The organism is Streptomyces albiaxialis, from assembly GCF_039530985.1.
Taxonomy (GTDB): Bacteria; Actinomycetota; Actinomycetes; order Streptomycetales; family Streptomycetaceae; genus Streptomyces; species Streptomyces albiaxialis.
In genome coordinates this window covers 113,376-129,631 of sequence record NZ_BAAAPE010000017.1, presented here as the reverse complement: position 1 = coordinate 129,631, position 16,256 = coordinate 113,376, and the positions used below count along the sequence as shown (strand labels likewise).

The 16,256-nt window shown below is 72.8% G+C and carries 16 protein-coding genes; 5 read left to right on the top strand and 11 right to left on the bottom strand.

From position 1 onward, the window contains the following. Positions 1–16: 16 nt before the first annotated feature. From ABD343_RS34505 to ABD343_RS34480, 6 genes are all read right to left on the bottom strand, one after another. Complete coding sequence (locus ABD343_RS34505) at positions 17–1,012, bottom strand: Gfo/Idh/MocA family protein (RefSeq protein WP_344534060.1); 996 nt, start codon at positions 1,010–1,012, stop codon at positions 17–19. 31 nt (positions 1,013–1,043) lie between these two features. Then, a complete protein-coding gene (gene rfbB / locus ABD343_RS34500; RefSeq protein ID WP_344534058.1) occupies positions 1,044–2,024 on the bottom strand; it encodes a dTDP-glucose 4,6-dehydratase in 981 nt (326 codons plus the stop codon). Next, positions 2,021–2,929, bottom strand: coding sequence for a glucose-1-phosphate thymidylyltransferase RfbA (rfbA, locus tag ABD343_RS34495; RefSeq protein WP_344534057.1), 909 nt, complete (start codon positions 2,927–2,929; stop codon positions 2,021–2,023). Before rfbA ends, rfbB begins: the two co-directional genes overlap by 4 nt. Positions 2,930–3,031: 102 nt before the next feature. Next, positions 3,032–3,880: an SAM-dependent methyltransferase gene (locus tag ABD343_RS34490; RefSeq protein WP_344534055.1), complete on the bottom strand. Its 849-nt coding sequence runs from the start codon at positions 3,878–3,880 to the stop codon at positions 3,032–3,034. Between the two features lie 279 nt (positions 3,881–4,159). Further along, entirely contained in the window at positions 4,160–6,115 is a 1,956-nt protein-coding gene (gene htpG / locus ABD343_RS34485; protein ID WP_344534053.1) for a molecular chaperone HtpG, read from the bottom strand. A 107-nt stretch (positions 6,116–6,222) separates the two neighbouring features. Beyond that, positions 6,223–7,080: a TIGR02452 family protein gene (locus ABD343_RS34480; protein WP_344534084.1), complete on the bottom strand. Its 858-nt coding sequence runs from the start codon at positions 7,078–7,080 to the stop codon at positions 6,223–6,225. A 167-nt stretch (positions 7,081–7,247) separates the two neighbouring features. On the opposite strand from ABD343_RS34480, the gene ABD343_RS34475 reads away from it, so the two are divergent. Then, the gene (locus ABD343_RS34475; RefSeq protein WP_344534052.1) at positions 7,248–7,955 is read left to right on the top strand and encodes a GNAT family N-acetyltransferase; all 708 of its coding nucleotides are present in this window, start codon (positions 7,248–7,250) and stop codon (positions 7,953–7,955) included. On the opposite strand, the gene ABD343_RS34470 is transcribed toward ABD343_RS34475, so the two are convergent. Beyond that, positions 7,914–8,120, bottom strand: coding sequence for a hypothetical protein (locus ABD343_RS34470; RefSeq protein ID WP_344534050.1), 207 nt, complete (start codon positions 8,118–8,120; stop codon positions 7,914–7,916). The genes ABD343_RS34475 and ABD343_RS34470 overlap by 42 nt on opposite strands. Positions 8,121–8,214: 94 nt before the next feature. Then, on the bottom strand, positions 8,215–9,666 hold the full coding sequence (gene gndA, locus ABD343_RS34465; RefSeq protein WP_344534048.1) for an NADP-dependent phosphogluconate dehydrogenase: 1,452 nt from the start codon (positions 9,664–9,666) through the stop codon (positions 8,215–8,217). A gap of 136 nt (positions 9,667–9,802) precedes the next feature. Between gndA and ABD343_RS34460 the strand changes: the two genes are divergently transcribed. Continuing rightward, on the top strand, positions 9,803–10,252 hold the full coding sequence (locus tag ABD343_RS34460; protein ID WP_344534047.1) for an SRPBCC family protein: 450 nt from the start codon (positions 9,803–9,805) through the stop codon (positions 10,250–10,252). Positions 10,253–10,473: 221 nt separating this feature from the next. Here ABD343_RS34460 and ABD343_RS34455 read toward each other — a convergent pair whose 3' ends face one another. Beyond that, complete coding sequence (locus ABD343_RS34455; protein WP_344534046.1) at positions 10,474–10,920, bottom strand: MerR family transcriptional regulator; 447 nt, start codon at positions 10,918–10,920, stop codon at positions 10,474–10,476. A 28-nt stretch (positions 10,921–10,948) separates the two neighbouring features. On the opposite strand from ABD343_RS34455, the gene ABD343_RS34450 reads away from it, so the two are divergent. Further along, the gene (locus tag ABD343_RS34450) at positions 10,949–11,728 is read left to right on the top strand and encodes a methyltransferase domain-containing protein (RefSeq protein ID WP_344534045.1); all 780 of its coding nucleotides are present in this window, start codon (positions 10,949–10,951) and stop codon (positions 11,726–11,728) included. Between the two features lie 7 nt (positions 11,729–11,735). Here the strand turns inward: ABD343_RS34450 and ABD343_RS34445 are convergent, their stop codons facing one another. Beyond that, complete coding sequence (locus tag ABD343_RS34445; RefSeq protein ID WP_344534044.1) at positions 11,736–13,463, bottom strand: bifunctional 3'-5' exonuclease/DNA polymerase; 1,728 nt, start codon at positions 13,461–13,463, stop codon at positions 11,736–11,738. A 212-nt stretch (positions 13,464–13,675) separates the two neighbouring features. On the opposite strand from ABD343_RS34445, the gene ABD343_RS34440 reads away from it, so the two are divergent. Both ABD343_RS34440 and ABD343_RS34435 read left to right on the top strand, forming a co-directional pair. Further along, the gene (locus tag ABD343_RS34440) at positions 13,676–14,332 is read left to right on the top strand and encodes a TetR/AcrR family transcriptional regulator (RefSeq protein WP_344534043.1); all 657 of its coding nucleotides are present in this window, start codon (positions 13,676–13,678) and stop codon (positions 14,330–14,332) included. 85 nt (positions 14,333–14,417) lie between these two features. Then, positions 14,418–14,681, top strand: a complete 264-nt coding sequence (locus ABD343_RS34435; RefSeq protein ID WP_344534041.1) for a GlsB/YeaQ/YmgE family stress response membrane protein — start codon at positions 14,418–14,420, stop codon at positions 14,679–14,681. A gap of 106 nt (positions 14,682–14,787) precedes the next feature. Here the strand turns inward: ABD343_RS34435 and ABD343_RS34430 are convergent, their stop codons facing one another. Further along, entirely contained in the window at positions 14,788–16,053 is a 1,266-nt protein-coding gene (locus ABD343_RS34430; protein ID WP_344534039.1) for a glycoside hydrolase family 18 protein, read from the bottom strand. Between the last annotated feature and the right edge of the window lie 203 nt (positions 16,054–16,256).

Sequence of the window (16,256 nt, the reverse complement as noted above, 5' to 3'; positions counted from 1 at the left end):
GCGTCGGCGCGGCGCGTCAACGCGTGATCAGCACGGCTTTCTGTTCGACGTCCGCCAGCAGCCGCGCCAGCCGCAGACTCGACTCCGAGGCGTCGCCGGTGCCGCTGCCCGTACGGACGGCCCGTTCGAAGGCGCGCACCACGTTCGCGAACTGGTCATCGGCGCGCAGCGTGATCTCCTCGCGGTGGTCCTGCCGCTCCACCCTCAGCACCGGCCGGTGATCGGGCGGCGGGGTGAAGGCACGGTCGAGCGTCAGCCGTCCGGTACTGCCCGCGAACTCGCAGCTCGTCCGGTACGAGTGCTCCATGCCGAAGCTCAGATCCGCCGTCACGCCGGCCGCCGTGCACGCCAGGATCCGCCCGGCCACCACCAGGCCCGTGCCTGCCCGGAGGCGCAGCACGGCGTGGAGCACGCGCAGGTCGGGCCCGAGGTGGTGGAGCGCGGCCCGGACCGGGTAGAGGCCCATGTCCAGCAGGGCGCCGCCGCTCACGTCGGGCCGGTGGCGCATGTTGTCCTCGGGCAGCGGCGGGATGGTGAAGGCGGCGGCGAAGTCGCGGACCTCGCCGATCACGCCGTCGGCGAGCATCTTCCGCACGGAGGCGTGCTGGTCGTGGTGCGGGAAGGCGACGTTCTCCAGCAGCACGAGACCGCGCTCGGCGGCCAGCCGCAACAGGTGGCCGGTGTGCTCGGGGTCGTGGGTGAGCGGCTTCTCGGCCAGCACGTGCTTGCCGGCGCGCAGCGCCCTCTCGACCCACTCCGCGTGCAGCAGCGGCGGCAGCGGCACGTAGACGGCGTCGATCCCGGAGGAGGCCAGCAGCTCCTCGTAGCCGGCCGTCCCGCAGCCGAACGCGGCGGCGAACCTCTCCGCCCTCGCCGGGTCGCGGCTGGCGACGGCCACCGGTTCGACGCCGGGGGCGGCGGCGAGCGCCGGCAGCATGCGGCGCCACGCGATGTCCGCGCAGCCGAGGACGCCGCAGCGCAGCGGCCGTTCCGTTGTGTGCGAGGCCTCCATGGCCCGGCCCTCCCGAGGTCCGGTGTACGGGTCACGCGGTCAGACCGCGCTTGAGCGGCTCCCACCAGGCGCGGTTCTCGCGGTACCAGGCGACCGTCGCGGCGAGCCCGGAGGCGAAGTCGTGCCGCGGCCGGTAGCCCAGCTCCTCACGCGCCTTGGTGTCGTCGATCGAGTAGCGCCTGTCGTGCCCCTTGCGGTCGGGGACGTGGCGCACCCGGCTCCAGTCGGCGCCGCAGGCCGCCAGCAGCCGCTCGGTCAGCTCGCGATTGCTCAGCTCGGTGCCGCCGCTGATGTTGTAGACCCCGCCGGGTGTGCCCTCCGTGCGGACCAGCTCGACGGCCCGGCAGTGGTCCTCCACGTGCAGCCAGTCGCGCCGGTTGAGCCCGTCGCCGTAGAGCGGGACGTCACCGCCGTCGAACAGGCTGGTGAGGAAGAGCGGGATGACCTTCTCGGGGAACTGACCCGGCCCGTAGTTGTTGCAGCACCGGGTGATCCGTACGTCCAGGCCGTGGGTGCGGTGGTACGAGAGCGCGACGAGGTCCGAGGCCGCCTTGGACGCGGCGTAGGGCGAGTTGGGGTCCAGCGGGTCCTCCTCCGTGCTGGAGCCGTGCTCCACCGAGCCGTAGACCTCGTCCGTGGAGACATGGACGAAGCGCTCGACGCCGTGCCGCAGTGCCGCGTCCAGCAGCGTCTGGGTGCCCGTCACGTTCGTACGCACGAACTCCCCGGCGGCCGCGATCGAACGGTCCACGTGCGACTCCGCGGCGAAGTGCACGACCTGCCGGGCGCGGGCCGTCAGCCGGTCCACCAGGTCGGCGTCGCAGATGTCGCCCCGGACGAACGTGAGCCGGGGGTGGGTGAGGTCGAGGTTGTCGAGGCTCCCGGCGTACGTCAGCTTGTCCAGCACCGTGATCCGGGACACCCCGGCCGACTCCGCGGCGCCCGGCGCGAGCAGCATCCGCGCGTAGGCGGAGCCGATGAACCCGGCGGCCCCGGTGACCAGGAGATTCACAGCTCCTCCATGAACTCGGCCGGGGGCAGTCCCAGGCTGAAGTCGCGGGCGCGTTCCATGACGTACTGGCCGTAGGGCGAGTTGCCCATCGCGGCGCCCAGGGCGTGGCAGTCGTCGGGCCGGATGAAGCCCATGTACATGGCGATCTCCTCGACGCAGCCCAGCCGGGTGCCCTGCCGGTGCTGCACGTCGCGCACGAACCGGGCGGCGTCCAGCAGGGTCTCGTGGGTGCCGGTGTCCAGCCAGGTGACGCCCCGGCCCAGCCACACCAGCTCGGCCGTGCCGTCCTCCAGATACGCGCGCAGCACGTCGGTGATCTCCAGCTCGCCGCGTGCGGAGGGGGACAGGCCCTTGGTGACGTCCACGACCCCGCCGTCGAAGAAGTACAGGCCGGGGATCGCGAGGTTCGAGCGCGGCCGTTCCGGCTTCTCCTCGATGGAGACCAGCCTGCCGCGCGCGTCGATCTCGGCGACGCCGAACCGCTGCGGGTCGGCGACCTGGTGGCCGAAGAGGACGCAGCCGCGCAGCTTCCGGGCGCTGCGGCGCAGCAGGGAGGGCAGATTGGCGCCGTGGAAGAGGTTGTCGCCGAGGATCAGCGCGCACTCGTCGCCGCGGATGTGGTCGGCGCCGACGCGGAAGGCGTCCGCGATGCCGCGCGGCTCGTCCTGCGCGGCGTACGCGATGTCGAGCCCGAGCTGTCGGCCGTCGCCGAACAGGCTCTGGAAGACGGGCAGTTCGGCGGGCCGGGTGATGATGAGGATGTCCTGGATCCCGGCGAGCATCAGCACGGAGAGCGGGTAGTAGACCATGGGCTTGTCGTAGACCGGGGCGAGCTGCTTGGAGCCCACGAACGTGAGCGGCTGGAGCCGCGTGCCGTTCCCGCCCGCGAGAATGATGCCCTTCATCTCACCGCCCGCCCTCTCCGCGCGCTCCGCTTCGCGTCCACGGCATCGTCGGCCCCCGGTCCAAAGCCGGTCTAACGTGCGGCGAATCGACGACCCGCCCGTTCACGCGGCGACGGGCTTCCTGGCGGCGGCCACCAGACAGCCCACTGCCTCTCCGCCGCTCTGGGTGGCGGTGCCCGGGTGCGCGGGTTCGAGCGAGCCGAGCACCTCCTCGACGGAGACTCCGTGCTCCCGTTCGAACTCCCGGCGGCAGCGCAGGATCCCGTCGATCACCCGCATGAACGTGAACTTCGTGTGGTCGGTGACGTCGGTGAGCTCCTCCAGCTCCAGCCCCGCGTCGGCCATCAGCCCCGGATACGCCTCGAACCGGCCGAACGACGCGACGTCCCCGGAGTCGCCCGCCCCGTCGGTGCCGTCGCCCAGCGGAAAGGTGTCGGTGAGGACGATCCGTCCGCCGGGCCGCAGCACCCGCGCCATCTCGCGCAGCGCCACGGGCCGGTCCATGTGCACGATCGACTCGAAGGCGAGCACGGCGTCGAAAGAGCCAGCTTCGTGCGGCAGCCGCGTCACGTCGCCGTACTCGAAGCGCACGCGCTCACCCATCTCCGCCTCGCGGGCCAGCTCCACCGCCTGGCCGACCTGTTCCCGGCTGATCGTGACGCCGAGAACCCGCGCGCCCGTACGGGAGGCCACGCGCAGCGCGGGGCGGCCCACGCCGCACCCGGCGTCGAGCACGCGCTGGCCGGGCCCGACGCCGAGCCGGTCGGCGAGCAGGTCGGTGAAGCGGTCGGTGGCCTCCTCGGGGGAGCTGCGGTCCTGGGGCCCGTCCCAGTATCCGAAGTGCAGGTTGTCGCCCCACGCCATCCGCAGCAATGGGCCCAACGCGCTGTAGTAGTCGGTGATCTCTTCGCCGGTCGGGGACGTGGGGGGCGGGGCGGACGGGAACGTCATGCATTCCTCCCGGGGCTGGTGGTCCGGCACGGCTGCCGTCCCTAGACCCAGTCAGTGATCACCGAAGCCTCGGCAACGCCCGTCTAAAGTCCGAGGTCTCGCGCCCCGCGCCGCACAGCGCCCCGCGGATAGCCGGTCGCCGACTTCCGCACCCTTCTTCTCGATCGATCCATCAATTTCGGTTGTGGTCGATTCCGTCGCGATGTGGGCGAGCCGCATCCGCCGGTGTGCCCGCCCGTACGCCCGTGAGCGCGCACGGGCGGGCACACCGGCCGTGGGTCAGAGGCCCGCCGCCAGGCGGTTCGCGAGGAGGCGGGTGAAGCGGGACGGGTCGGCCAGTTCGCCGCCCTCGGCCAGCAGCGCCATCCCGTAGAGGAGTTCGGCGGTCTCCGTCAGGGCCGGGTCCTCCGCGTTCGCCGTGTGGGCGTCCTTGAGGCCGGTCACCAGGGGGTGGCCGGGGTTGAGTTCCAGGATGCGCTTGATGGGCGGCAGCTCCTGGCCCATCGCCCGGTACATCTTCTCCAGGTTCGGCGTGATGTCATGGGCGTCGCCGACGACGCACGCCGGGGACGTGGTCAGCCGGGAGGAGAGCCGCACCGACTTCACGTCCTCGCCCAGCGCGGTGCCCAGCCAGCCCAGGAGCGGCGCGAAGTCCTCGTCGCGCTGCTCGTCCTCGGCGCTCTTCTCCGCGCCCTCGCCGTCCCCGGAGCCGTCCGCCGCGTCCAGGTCCACCTGGCCCTTGGCGATCGACTGGAGCGGTGTGCCGTCGAACTCCCGGATCTGCTCGACCCACACCTCGTCGACGGGGTCGGTGAGCAGCAGCACCTCGTACCCCTTGGCCTGGAACGCCTCGATGTGCGGGCTGTTCTCCAGCCGGGTGCGCGACTCGCCGGTGAGGAAGTAGATGTGCTCCTGGCCCTCCTTCATCCGCGACACGTAGTCGCGCAGGCTCGTCTGCTCGTCGGGGTCGTGCGTCGAGGGGAAGGATGCCAGGCCCAGGAGGGTGTCCCGGTTGTCGAAGTCGGAGAGCAGGCCCTCCTTCATCGCCGGGCCGAACTCCCGCCAGAAGGTCCGGTAGCGCTCGGCGTCCTTCTCGCGCAGCGAGGTGACCGCCGAGAGGATCTTCTTCACCAGCCTGCGGTGCATGAGCTGGATCTGGCGGTCCTGCTGGAGCGCCTCCCGCGAGACGTTCAGCGACAGGTCCTGCGCGTCGACGACGCCCTTGACGAACCGGAGGTACTCGGGGAGCAGCGCGGTGCAGTCGTCCATGATGAACACCCGCCGCACGTACAGGTGCACCCCGCCGTGCCCGCCGCGCTGGTAGAGGTCCAGCGGCGCGTGGGAGGGGATGAAGAGCACCGCCTGGTACTCGAAGGTGCCCTCCGCGCGCGTGTGGACGGTCTCCAGCGGGTCCGTCCAGTCGTGGCTGACGTGCCGGTAGAACTCCTTGTACTCCTCCTCGGAGATCTCGTCCGCCGACCGGGCCCACAGCGCCTTCATCGAGTTGAGCGTCTCGACGGTCCGCTCGGGCGCCGCGTCCTCGCCCTCCGCGGCGTCCTCTGCCGGGCGCTCCACGGTCGTCCGTACGGGCCAGGGGATGAAGTCCGAGTGCTTGCGGACGATCTGGCGCAGCCGGCCGGTGTCCGTGTAGTCGAAGAGCCGGTCCTCCGAGTCCTCCGGCTTCAGATGCAGCGTCACCGCCGTGCCCTGCGGCGCCTCGTCGAGGGTCTGGACCTCGTACGTCCCCTCGCCCGCCGACTCCCAGCGGGTGCCGTGCCGCTCGCCCGCGCGCCGCGTCACCAGGGTGACCTTGTCGGCGACCATGAAGCTGGAGTAGAAGCCGACGCCGAAGCTGCCGATGAGGTCGGCGGAGGCGGCGGCGTCCTGGCTCTCGTTCGCCTCCTTCAGCTTGCGGGCGAACTCCGCCGTGCCGGACTTCGCGATGGTGCCGATCAGGCTCATGACCTCGTCGCGCGACATGCCGATGCCGTTGTCCCGCACGGTCAGGGTGCGCGCCCCGGGATCGGTTTCGAGCGCGACGTGCAGATCCGACGTGTCCGCTTCGAGTTCGCTGTCCCGCAGGGACTCCAACCGCAGCTTGTCCAGGGCGTCGGAGGCGTTGGAGATCAACTCCCGCAGGAAGACGTCCTTGTTGGAGTAGATCGAGTGCACCACCAGCTCCAGGAGCTGACGGGACTCGGCCTGGAATTCATGCGTCTCGACCTTGCCGCTCACGGCGATCCTCCCCAGAGTGCCTCTGACCTCACGAGGGAGGCGCTCCCCGGAACCGGGGCGCCTCCCGTCGGACCAGATCTTGCCTTTTCCGGGCGGGGGTGTGCCACCTACATCGGCTCCGCGCCGCCGAAGAGCGCACGGAACGGCTCGCGGACCGGCGAGGGCTCTCGACGGTCCAGGACCGCGAACGTGACGTGCGCGAAGGCCCCGGTGAGGGGCCCCTCGCCGCGCAGGTGCGCGGCGAAGGCCGCGGCGACGTCCGCGGGGCTGTTGCGGAACACGCCGCAGCCCCAGGCCCCGAGGACCAGGGCGCGAGCGCCCGACGCGGCGGCCACGCGCAGCACCTGGCCCGCGCGCCGGCGCAGTACGCCCGGGACCTCGGCGGACCGCTCGGGCGCCCGGCGCGCGACGACGCCCGCGTTGGGCGCCGGGCAGGTCAGGAAATCGGCGGTGAACGGGGCCTCCAGCAGGGTCCCCGCGTCGTCCCGGAAGACCGGCACGCCCGGGGAGTGGATCACCCGGTCGCTGTAGAAGGGGCTGCGGTCGGCGCGGTGCGCCGCGTAGAACTCCGGCACCTCGCGCAGGCAGCGGTAGAGCGCCGAGCCCCGGCACAGCGCCTCCTCCTGCGCCTGCGCTCCGTTGAGATAGCCGCCCCCGGGGTTGCGGGCGGAGGCGAAGTTGAGGACGGCGACCGGGAGTCCGGCGCGCCGCGTGAGCCGGTGCGCGGCCCGCAGACTGCCCTCGTCCGTGACCTCGACGACCGTACGGGCGGCGTCGGGGGCGGCCCCGGGGGGCGGCCCGGGCTCGGTCCCGGGGAGGGGCTCGGGGCCGTGGAGACGGGTGCGGGCGCGGGCCCGTCCGGCCGCCTCGCCGATCTCGGCGCGCCGCCCGTCCGCCGTGACGTACCAGCCGCGCTCCACGATCTCCTCGGTCTCCTTGGCGAGGGCCCGCATCCGCGCGCTCATCGCGCCGCCTCCGGACATCTCCCGCACCGCTGCCGCTGGTTGACGCACATGCCGGAACCGTAGCCGCACTCGCCGCCCGCCTCGAACGATATTTCAGGCGCCCCCGACGGCGGTCGCGTGTAATATGCCCAACGGCATTGAGGCCATTACGCGCCAGGGAGGTGCCGATGGACCGGGAGATCGTACGGGCCTGGGTCGAGGGATGGGTCGTCTCGCGCGGGGCGTCCCCGCCCGCCGAGGAGGAGTGGGGTTTCTACTACGACATAGGTCCCTTCCACAAGGCCGCCCGGTACGTGCTCGTGGAGCCCGACGAGGCGCGGGTGCGGGAGCTGACGCGCACCATCGGCGGCACCGGCGTCTGGCTCGCCGTCTTCGAGGAGCCCGAGCGCGTCCGCGAGTGGATCGCGCCGGGCTGGACGATCGGTGACCCGGGATACCTGATGACGACCACGTTCCGCCGGGCCGACACGTCCGGCCTGCCCGAGGGGTACGAGCTGCGGGTCTGGGAACGCGCGGGCGTCACCCGCGTCGTCGTCCGCGCCCCCGACGGCGGACCGGCGGCGCGCGGGCAGCTCGCCCTGCCGGACGGCGCCCGTACCGCCGTCGTCGACCAGATCGAGACCGTGGAGGCCCACCGCCGGCGGGGCCTCGGCCGCCTCGTCATGGGCGTGCTGGGCACCGCCGCGCTCGACGCGGGCGTCCGGGACGCGGTGCTCGCCGCGACCGACGACGGCCGGGCGCTCTACACCGCGCTCGGCTGGCGCGTGGCGGCCCCGCAGACCGACCTCTTCCGCGAGACGGCGGCAGGATCGGCCACGGAATCAGCCACGGAATCAGTCGCGGAACGAGCCGTCGGCGCGGCGCGCGTGGCCTGACAGCAGGTGGCGGCACTGCGGGCAGTGCCGCATCACGCCCTTCTTGACCAGGAACGCGATCCCGACCGTGACCAGATAGAGCAGGCCCACGGCCAGCTTCTGCGCGACCCGGCCCAGCCACGACTTGGTGCACGTCGCACAGTCCCGGCATCCGGTCTCCGCCATCACAAACCCCCTGTTCCGCGCGTCCCCCGTGGAGCGCCGTTCGAAGATCAGGACGCGGGAACAGGGCCGGGGAGTTGCGTTCCGCCGCGTTCGATCAGCCGCCGTCCGTACGGATCTCCTCGCGGTCGCCGCCCCAGAGGGTGTGGAACGTGCCCTCGCGGTCGGTGCGCTGATACGTGTGCGCCCCGAAGTAGTCCCGCTGGGCCTGGAGGAGCGCGGCGGGCAGCCGAGGGGCGCGCAGCCCGTCGTAGTACGCCAGCGCGCTGGACATGCCGGGTGCGGGGACCCCGTTGCGGACCGAGGCCGCGACCACGTCGCGCCAGGCGTACTGCGCCTCGCCCAGCTCCTTCGCGAACTCCGGGTCGGCCAGCAGCGTCGGCAGCCACGGGTCGCTGGTGAAGGCGGCGCGGATCCGGTCGAGGAACCGGGCGCGGATGATGCACCCGGCACGCCAGATCGCGGCCACGTCGGACAGGTCGATGTGCCAGTCGTACTCCTCGCTGCCCGCGCGGATCATGTCCCAGCCCTGGGCGTAGGAGATCACCTTCGAGGCGTAGAGCGAACGCTCCACCCCGTCGGCGAAGTCCGCCGCCTCGTCGCGGCCCATCGGCGTGCGCTGCGGGCCCGGCAGCGGGGACGCGGCGGTCCGCAGCTCGGTGTGGCCGGAGAGCGAGCGGGCGAAGACGGCCTCGGCGATGCCCGGCACCGGCGTCCCGAGCCCCAGCGCCGTCTGGACGGTCCAGCGCCCGGTGCCCTTCTGCTCCGCGCGGTCCGCGACGACGTCCACGAACGGCGCGCCGGTCGCCGCGTCGGTGTGGGTGAGCACCTCGGCGGTGATCTCGATGAGGTACGAGCCCAGGCGCCCCTCGTTCCAGCCGCGGAAGATGTCCGCGATCTCGTCGGGCGCGTATCCGGCGACGTCCCGCAGCAACTGGTACGCCTCCGCGATGAGCTGCATGTCCGCGTACTCGATGCCGTTGTGCACCATCTTCACGAAGTGCCCGGCGCCGTCCGGGCCGACGTGCGTCGTGCACGGGGTGCCGTCCGGCGCGCGGGCCGCGATCCGCTCCAGCATCGGGCCCAGCGACTCGTACGACTCGGGCGAGCCGCCCGGCATGATGCTCGGCCCGTTCAGCGCGCCCTCCTCGCCGCCCGAGACGCCCGTGCCGACGAAGTGCAGGCCGCGCTCGCGCAGGGCCGCTTCGCGGCGACGGGTGTCCTCGAAGTGCGCGTTCCCGCCGTCGATGATCACGTCGCCCGGCTCCAGCAGCTCGGCGAACTCCTCGATCACCGTGTCCGTCGGCCCCCCGGCCTTCACCATGATCATGACCCGGCGCGGCCGTTCGAGCGCGGCCACGAACTCCTCGGCCGTCTCGGCGGGCACGAAGTCCCCCTCGCCGCCGAACTGCTCGACCAGGTCGCGTGTCCTGCCGTAGGTGCGGTTGTGCACGGCGACCGTATAGCCGTTCCGTGCGAAGTTACGGGCGAGATTGCGCCCCATCACGGCCAGCCCCGTGACGCCGATCTGAGCCCTGCCACCACTCATGGTCCGCCGCTTCCCTTCCGCCGGTCCGCTGCTTCGTCGTCCCCGTCCTCCGATGGTCTCGCGCGCCGCCGGAATACGCCTCGCACGGCCGATTCGTTCAAGACCGAGGTGATCACGCGCGGCTACCGTCGCCCCCATGAACACCGAGAACGACACACCGCGCCGGTCCCGCCACATCGGCGTCCACGTCCGCCGCACCGCCGAGGACGTCTACGCCTTCGCCTCGGTCCCCGAGAACATGCCCGCCTGGGCCCACGGCCTGGGCCGCTCCCTGGAGAGGACCGGCGGCCACTGGGTCGCGGAGTCCTCGCCCATGGGCCGGGTCGTGGTCGACTTCGCGCCGGTCAACGAGCTGGGCGTCCTCGACCACGACGTCACGCTCCCCTCCGGCGAGGTCGTGCACAACCCGCTCCGGGTGATCGCCGACGGCACGGAGAGCGAGGTCGTCTTCACCCTCCGCCGCCGCCCGGGGATGAGCGACGCCGAGTTCGCACGCGACGCGGACATGGTCACGGCCGACCTGACCCGGCTCAAGGACCTGCTGGAGGGAGATACGGAGACGGAAGGGGAGGGGGAGGCGGGCTGAGGGGGGCGCGCCGCGCCGCGCCGCGTGGGGCGCGCTGAGCGGGCCACGCCGCGGGGGCCACGTTGAACGGGGGCGCCGAACCGGGGCCGCGCCCCGTGGGCCTCGCCGAGTGGGGGTGCCCGGCTCCTACGCGGCAGCCGAGCGAGGCCACGTCGAGCCGGGACCTCGCCGAGCCGGGACCTCGCCGAGCCGGGACCTCGCCGAGTGGGGGCGCCCGGCTCCTACGGGTCGCTCAGGAGGCGCCCGGCGTCCGCCGCCGTCACGCCCGCGCGCTCCCGTACCAGCTCCTGGAAGCGCGGGCACTCCGCGATGTCCTCGTGTGCGCAGTCCAGCGCGCACTGCACCAGCTCCAGCTCGGCGCGGGCCCGTGCCACGCGCTCGCGCAGCATGTCGCGCTGGGCGAGCAGCGTCGCCCGCTGCGCCGCCGGAGCGCCGCGCGTGAGGAGCGCCCGGGTCGCCTCCAGGCCCAGGCCCGCCTCCTTGGCGCGCAGCACGACCGCCACCCGGACCCGCTCCGCGTCCCCGTAGCGACGGCGGCCCGCGCCGTCACGGGGCGGGCGGAGCAGGCCGCACGCCTCCCAGTGCCGCAGCACATGCGGCGCGAGCCCGAACTCGTCCGCGAGCTGCCCGATGCCGACTCCCGTTCCGGGCCGCACTGTTGACCTCATGCCGACATTAAGTCGCAGCGTGGACGCCATGTCCAAGGACCAGCACACATCCGCTTCCCTTCCCCGCCTCGCCGAGCAGCTCGACCGCGCCGACGCCGCGCCCGGCGCTGCGGCCCTGCGGCAGCGCTCGTACGAGCTGCTCGGCCTCCGGGAACGTCCCGGCGCGCGCGTCCTCGACGCCGGCTGCGGCACCGGCCGTGCCGTCGGCGAGATGACCGGGGCCGGGGCACGCGCCGAGGGTGTCGACACCGACCCCGCGATGCTCGCCCTCGCGCGCGAACGGTGGCCCGGGGCCCGCTTCCACCGGGGCGACGCGCTCCGGCTCCCGTACGACGACGGGACGCTCGACGGCTACCGCGCCGACAAGCTCTACCACGCGCTGCCCGACCCGGCCGCGGCCCTGGCCGAGGCCCGTCGCGTCCTCGCGCCGGGCCTCGGCCGCGTCTGCCTGCTCGGCCACGACTGGGACGCGCTCGTCATCGACGCCGACGACCCCGGCCTCACCCGCGCCCTTGTCCGTGCCCGCGCCGCCGAACTCCCCTTCCCGCGCGCCGCGCGCGGCTACCGCAACCTGCTCCTCGACGCGGGCTTCCAGGACGTGCGTGCCGAGGCGCACACCTGGGTGCTCACGGGAGAGGACGCGCTGCCGCACCTGGCAGGCCACGTACGCGCCGCCGTCGCGAGCGGCGCGGTCGGCGCGGACGGCGCCGAGCGCTGGGGCCGCGAGCAGCGCCGCCGTGCCGCGGCCGACCGCCTCTTCCTCGCCATCCCCTTCTTCGTGGCGGCGGGCCGGGCGCCGGGCGACTGAGCGGTGGCTACTTCGCGTCGGCGTAGCACTCGACCACGGCGGTCGAGAACGCGAAGTTCACCGGTATCTCCCCGAAGATCACGCGGGTGGCCTGGGCGCCCGCCGCGCGGATCGCCTCCGCCGCCTGCCCGGCCTCGTCCTCCGGGCAGTGCACGATCACCTCGTCGTGCTGGAAGAAGACCAGCTCGGAGCGGGTCCCGGCGAGCCGCTGGCGCAGCGCGGCCAGCATCAGCACGGCCCAGTCGGCGGCGCTGCCCTGCACCACGAAGTTCCGCGTGAAGCGGCCCCGCGCGCGGGCCCCCGCCTCGGTGCGGCGCGGACCGGGTCCGCCGTCCCCGCCGCCCTCGGCGTCCGGCTCCGGGGCGGCGGGCCCGTCCTCGCCCTCCGTGCCGGCGGGCGGGCAGGTGCGTCCCAGGTACGTACGGACGAGGCGGCCCTCCTCGCCGGCGCGTGCCGCCTCGTCCACGTACGCGACGGCGGCGGGGAAGCGCTTGCGGAGCGCCGCGAGGTTCCGCAGACCGTCGCCGCTCGTCTGGCCGTAGATCGCGCCGAGCAGTGCCAGCTTGGCCTGGTCGCGGTCGCCGGAGAAGGCGCGCTCGGACAGCGCCGTGTACAGATCGCGCTCGGTGGACGCCGCCGCCATCAGGCCCGGGTCGCCGGAGACGGCCGCCAGGACGCGCGGCTCCATCTGCGCCGCGTCCGCCACCACCAGCCGCCACCCCGGGTCCGCGACGACGGCGCGCCGCACGACCTTGGGGATCTGGAGGGCCCCGCCCCCGTTCGTCGTCCAGCGGCCGGAGGCGGCGCCTCCCGGCACGTACTCCGCGCGGAACCTGCCGTCGCGCACCCAGGAGCGGAGCCAGGTCCAGCCGTGCGCGGTGTACAGCCGGTACAGCTTCTTGTAGCGCAGCAGGGGGGCCACCGCGGGGTGATCGACCTTCTCCAGCTCCCAGGCGCGCGTCGAGCCGAGCCGGACACCGGCGCGGGCGAACGCCTGGAGCACCTCGGCGGGCAGATCGGGCCGCACCCGCGCGCCGGGCCCGAAGGCCCGCGAGACCTCCTCCTCCAGCTCCACGAGCCGCCGGGGCAGGCCCCCGCCCGCGTACCGCTCGCCGAGCAGCTCGTCCAGCAGCTCCCGGTGCAGGTCGGCGCGCCAGGGGACACCGGCCCTGGTCATCTCGGCCGCCACCAGCGTCCCCGCCGACTCGCCCGCCAGCAGGAGCCGCATCCGGTCGGGGTGCACGGCCTCGCGGGTCCGGGCGAGCTGCGAGCCGTACACCTCCAGGAGCGCCTCCAGGGGGTCCACGCCGTCCGGCAGCGGGACGGGGCCCGCCTCGAAGAGCGAGGGCTGCGGGTCCGTCTCGCGGGAGACCGCGGGCGGGTCGGGCGGCTCCGGCAGCCGGTGCAGCCGCGCCCATGCGGCGGGCAGCGAACGGGGGCTCCCGGCCAGCCCCTCATGGCCGAGGAGCAGGGCCTCGGCGGCCTCCACCTCGTAACACCTCTCGACGCGGAGGCCCGCCGCGAGCATCGCCGGATAGACCGCGGCCGTCGAGCGCCACACCCAGCGCGCCACCCCGGGGCGCGCCCGCACGGCCGCGGCGGGCGACTCCTCCTCGCGCACGGGCCCCGCCGGGCGGCCCTCGCCGTCCAGCGGGCACACCAGGGCGCGGCCCCCGGCGGTCTCGGCGAGCGCCCACCGCTCGTGCGGCCGGACATCCTCGGCACTCTCGGTCATGTCAGCGAGTGTGGCAGCGGGGTCTGACAATCCCGTCCCGGCCTCGCCGTCACCGCCGGTCCGTACAGATCGCGCCGTCGACCCGCACCATACGGGCCAGAACTGAGCACCGTACGAACGATGGTGATATCCCGGACAACCACGGATGATGACGTTCTGTCATACTGCGGTCATTGCTTGGCACTTGGAGACATCGGACAGCAGGGACGGTCTTGGACGACAGCCAGCAGCGCGCGGCGGGCCCCGCGCCCGCCTCCTCCCGGGGTACGGAACGCTCCCAGGCGCGCCGTGCCGAACTTCTCGCGACGGGCCGCAGGCTGTTCGCCGACACGTCCTACGACGCGCTGTCCATGGACGACATCGCCCGTCACACGGGCGTCGCCAAGGGGCTGATCTACTACTACTTCACCAGCAAGCGGGGCTACTACCTCGCGATCATCGAGGACGCCGTCGCCGGGCTCGTCCTGCGCGCCGCCGGTGACCGGGACCTGCCGCCCGCCGAACGCGTCCACCGCACCGTCGACGGCTATCTGCGCTACGCCGAGCACCACCAGGCCGCCTACCGCACCGTCGTCACCGGGGGAGTGGGCCACGACGCGCAGGTCCTCGCCCTGCGCGACGAGGTGCGCGAGCGGCTGCTGGGCGCCATCGCGGAGGGCGCCTGGGGGACCACCGACGTCCCGCCGCTCGTCCGCGCCGCCCTCATCGGCTGGCTCTCCTCGGTCGACGGGGTCACCCTGGACTGGCTCGGGCGCCGGGAGCTGCCGCGCGACGCGGTGCGCGACCTGCTGGTCCGCACCCTGCGCGCGACTCTGGAGGCCATCGAGGAGTTCGAGCCGGACTTCCCCGTGCCCCGGTACGGACGCTGATTGGCGCAGCCCGGACCGACATACGGCGGCGTGCGGGGGACACTCGTATCCATGGGATCAGCGCAAAAAGGCTGAAAGGGAATCCATGGATATCTCAGGCATCATCAGCGCGATCGTGATCGGTCTCATCATCGGCGCGCTCGGTCGGCTCGTGCTGCCCGGGCGGCAGCGGGTCGGCCTGCTCTGGACGCTCCTCGTCGGCATCGTGGCGGCACTGATCGGTACCGCCATCGCGGGCGGGCTCGGTGTCGCCGACACCAAGGGCATCGACTGGATCGAGCTGGCCATCCAGGTGGTCCTGGCCGCGGTCGGCGTCGGCGCGCTGGACCGCGCGAAGGCCCGCCGCTGAGGCGGACGGGCGTACGGGCGTGGCCCCGGAGCGGTGTGGAGTGCTCCGGGGCCACATCATGGGCGACCCTCGGCCAGGGGGTCGTGCGGGGCGTGCGGGGTGACCGCTACTTGATGGCCTTGATCAGCTCACCGTCCGGGGTGTCGCCGCTCAGCTCCCAGAAGAACGTGCCGCCCAGCCCCTGCTGTGCCGCCCAGTCCCCCTTGGCGCCGATCGTCTCCGGGGTGTCGTAGCTCCACCACTGCTCGCCGCAGTGCGCGTAGGCCGTGCCGCCCACCTTGCCGGTGGCCGGGCACTTGCTCTTCAGCTCCTTGTAGTCGTCGATGCCCGCCTCGTACTTGCCGGGTGCCGGGCCCGTCGCCGTCCCGCCCGGCTCCGCCTGCTTGACGCCGGTCCAGCCGCGCCCGTAGAAGCCGAGGCCGTACAGCAGCTTGTCGCCGGGGACGCCGAGCTCCTTGAGCTTCGCGATGGTGTCCTCGGTGTTGAAGCCCTCCTTCGGGATGCCGTCGTACTTGGTGAGCGGGGAGTGCGGCGCCGTCGGCCCCTGCGCGTCCCAGGCGCCGAAGTAGTCGTACGTCATCGGGAGATACCAGTCGACGTACTGGGAGGCGGACTTGTAGTCGGCCTGGTCCATCTTTCCGCCGTCGGAGGCGTCGGCCGTGATGGCGGCGGTGACCAGCTTGTCGCCGAACTTGCCCCGGAGCGCCTTCAGCAGATTGGCGAAGGCGTCCTTGCCGCTCGTGTCACAGGTCAGACCACAGGCGTTGGGGTATTCCCAGTCGATGTCGATGCCGTCGAACAGGCCCTTCCACCGCTCGTCGTTGAGCAGGTTGAAGCAGGACTCGGCGAAGGCCTCGGGGTTCTTGGCGGCCTCGCCGAAGCCGCCGGACCAGGTCCAGCCGCCGAACGACCAGAGGATCTTCAGGTCCGGGTGCTTCTTCTTGAGCTTGAGCAACTGGTTGAAGTTGCCCTTCACCGGCTGGTCCCAGGTGTCGGCCTGGCCGTCGACGCTCTCCTCGGCCGTGTACGTCTTCTCGTAGTCGGCGAAGCTGTCGCCGACCGTGCACTTGCCGCCCTGGACGTTGCCGAAGGCGTAGTTGATGTGCGTGAGCTTGTCGGCCGAGCCGGACGTCTCGATGTTCTTGACATGGTAATTGCGCTGGTAGACGCCCCAGTTGGTGAAATAGCCGACGTTCTTCCCGGCCGCCGAGGCCGTGGGCTTCGCCGGTGCCTTCTGCTGGCCCGCCGAGGCGTTGACCGTCAGCATCGTGGTGGCGAGAACCGCCGCGCACGCCGCGCCGATCACGGCGAACAGCTTGCGGCGTGTGCCGAACGCGCGTCCTCGTGACCGTCTCTTCTCGGTTCCGAGCATGATTCTCCTCGCTTGTGGGGGAGTGGGGGGTGCTCAGTTCCGCGCGCCGTGTCCCGTACCCAGGGTGGTATGCGTGGGGTTGTGGCATGGACACGACTTGCGTTCTCCACGGCGGAATCTAGAAGGACTAGACCAGTGCGTCAATGGTTCGGACCAATTCCGTCGACGCGCGATGCCCGACTGCCGTTCAGGCGCCGGTCAGG

Bases quoted from the DNA above. Each gene is read 5' to 3' on its own strand.
- ABD343_RS34450 (WP_344534045.1), top strand. From the start codon at position 10,949: ATGTCCAAGGACCAGCACACATCCGCTTCCCTTCCCCGCCTCGCCGAG.
- ABD343_RS34480 (WP_344534084.1), bottom strand. From the start codon at position 7,080: ATGAGCGCGCGGATGCGGGCCCTCGCCAAGGAGACCGAGGAGATCGTG.
- gndA (WP_344534048.1), bottom strand. From the start codon at position 9,666: ATGAGTGGTGGCAGGGCTCAGATCGGCGTCACGGGGCTGGCCGTGATG.
- ABD343_RS34475 (WP_344534052.1), top strand. From the start codon at position 7,248: ATGGACCGGGAGATCGTACGGGCCTGGGTCGAGGGATGGGTCGTCTCG.
- ABD343_RS34490 (WP_344534055.1), bottom strand. From the start codon at position 3,880: ATGACGTTCCCGTCCGCCCCGCCCCCCACGTCCCCGACCGGCGAAGAG.
- ABD343_RS34445 (WP_344534044.1), bottom strand. From the start codon at position 13,463: ATGACCGAGAGTGCCGAGGATGTCCGGCCGCACGAGCGGTGGGCGCTC.
- ABD343_RS34435 (WP_344534041.1), top strand. From the start codon at position 14,418: ATGGATATCTCAGGCATCATCAGCGCGATCGTGATCGGTCTCATCATC.
- ABD343_RS34460 (WP_344534047.1), top strand. From the start codon at position 9,803: ATGAACACCGAGAACGACACACCGCGCCGGTCCCGCCACATCGGCGTC.
- ABD343_RS34470 (WP_344534050.1), bottom strand. From the start codon at position 8,120: ATGGCGGAGACCGGATGCCGGGACTGTGCGACGTGCACCAAGTCGTGG.
- ABD343_RS34430 (WP_344534039.1), bottom strand. From the start codon at position 16,053: ATGCTCGGAACCGAGAAGAGACGGTCACGAGGACGCGCGTTCGGCACA.
- ABD343_RS34455 (WP_344534046.1), bottom strand. From the start codon at position 10,920: ATGAGGTCAACAGTGCGGCCCGGAACGGGAGTCGGCATCGGGCAGCTC.
- ABD343_RS34505 (WP_344534060.1), bottom strand. From the start codon at position 1,012: ATGGAGGCCTCGCACACAACGGAACGGCCGCTGCGCTGCGGCGTCCTC.
- rfbA (WP_344534057.1), bottom strand. From the start codon at position 2,929: ATGAAGGGCATCATTCTCGCGGGCGGGAACGGCACGCGGCTCCAGCCG.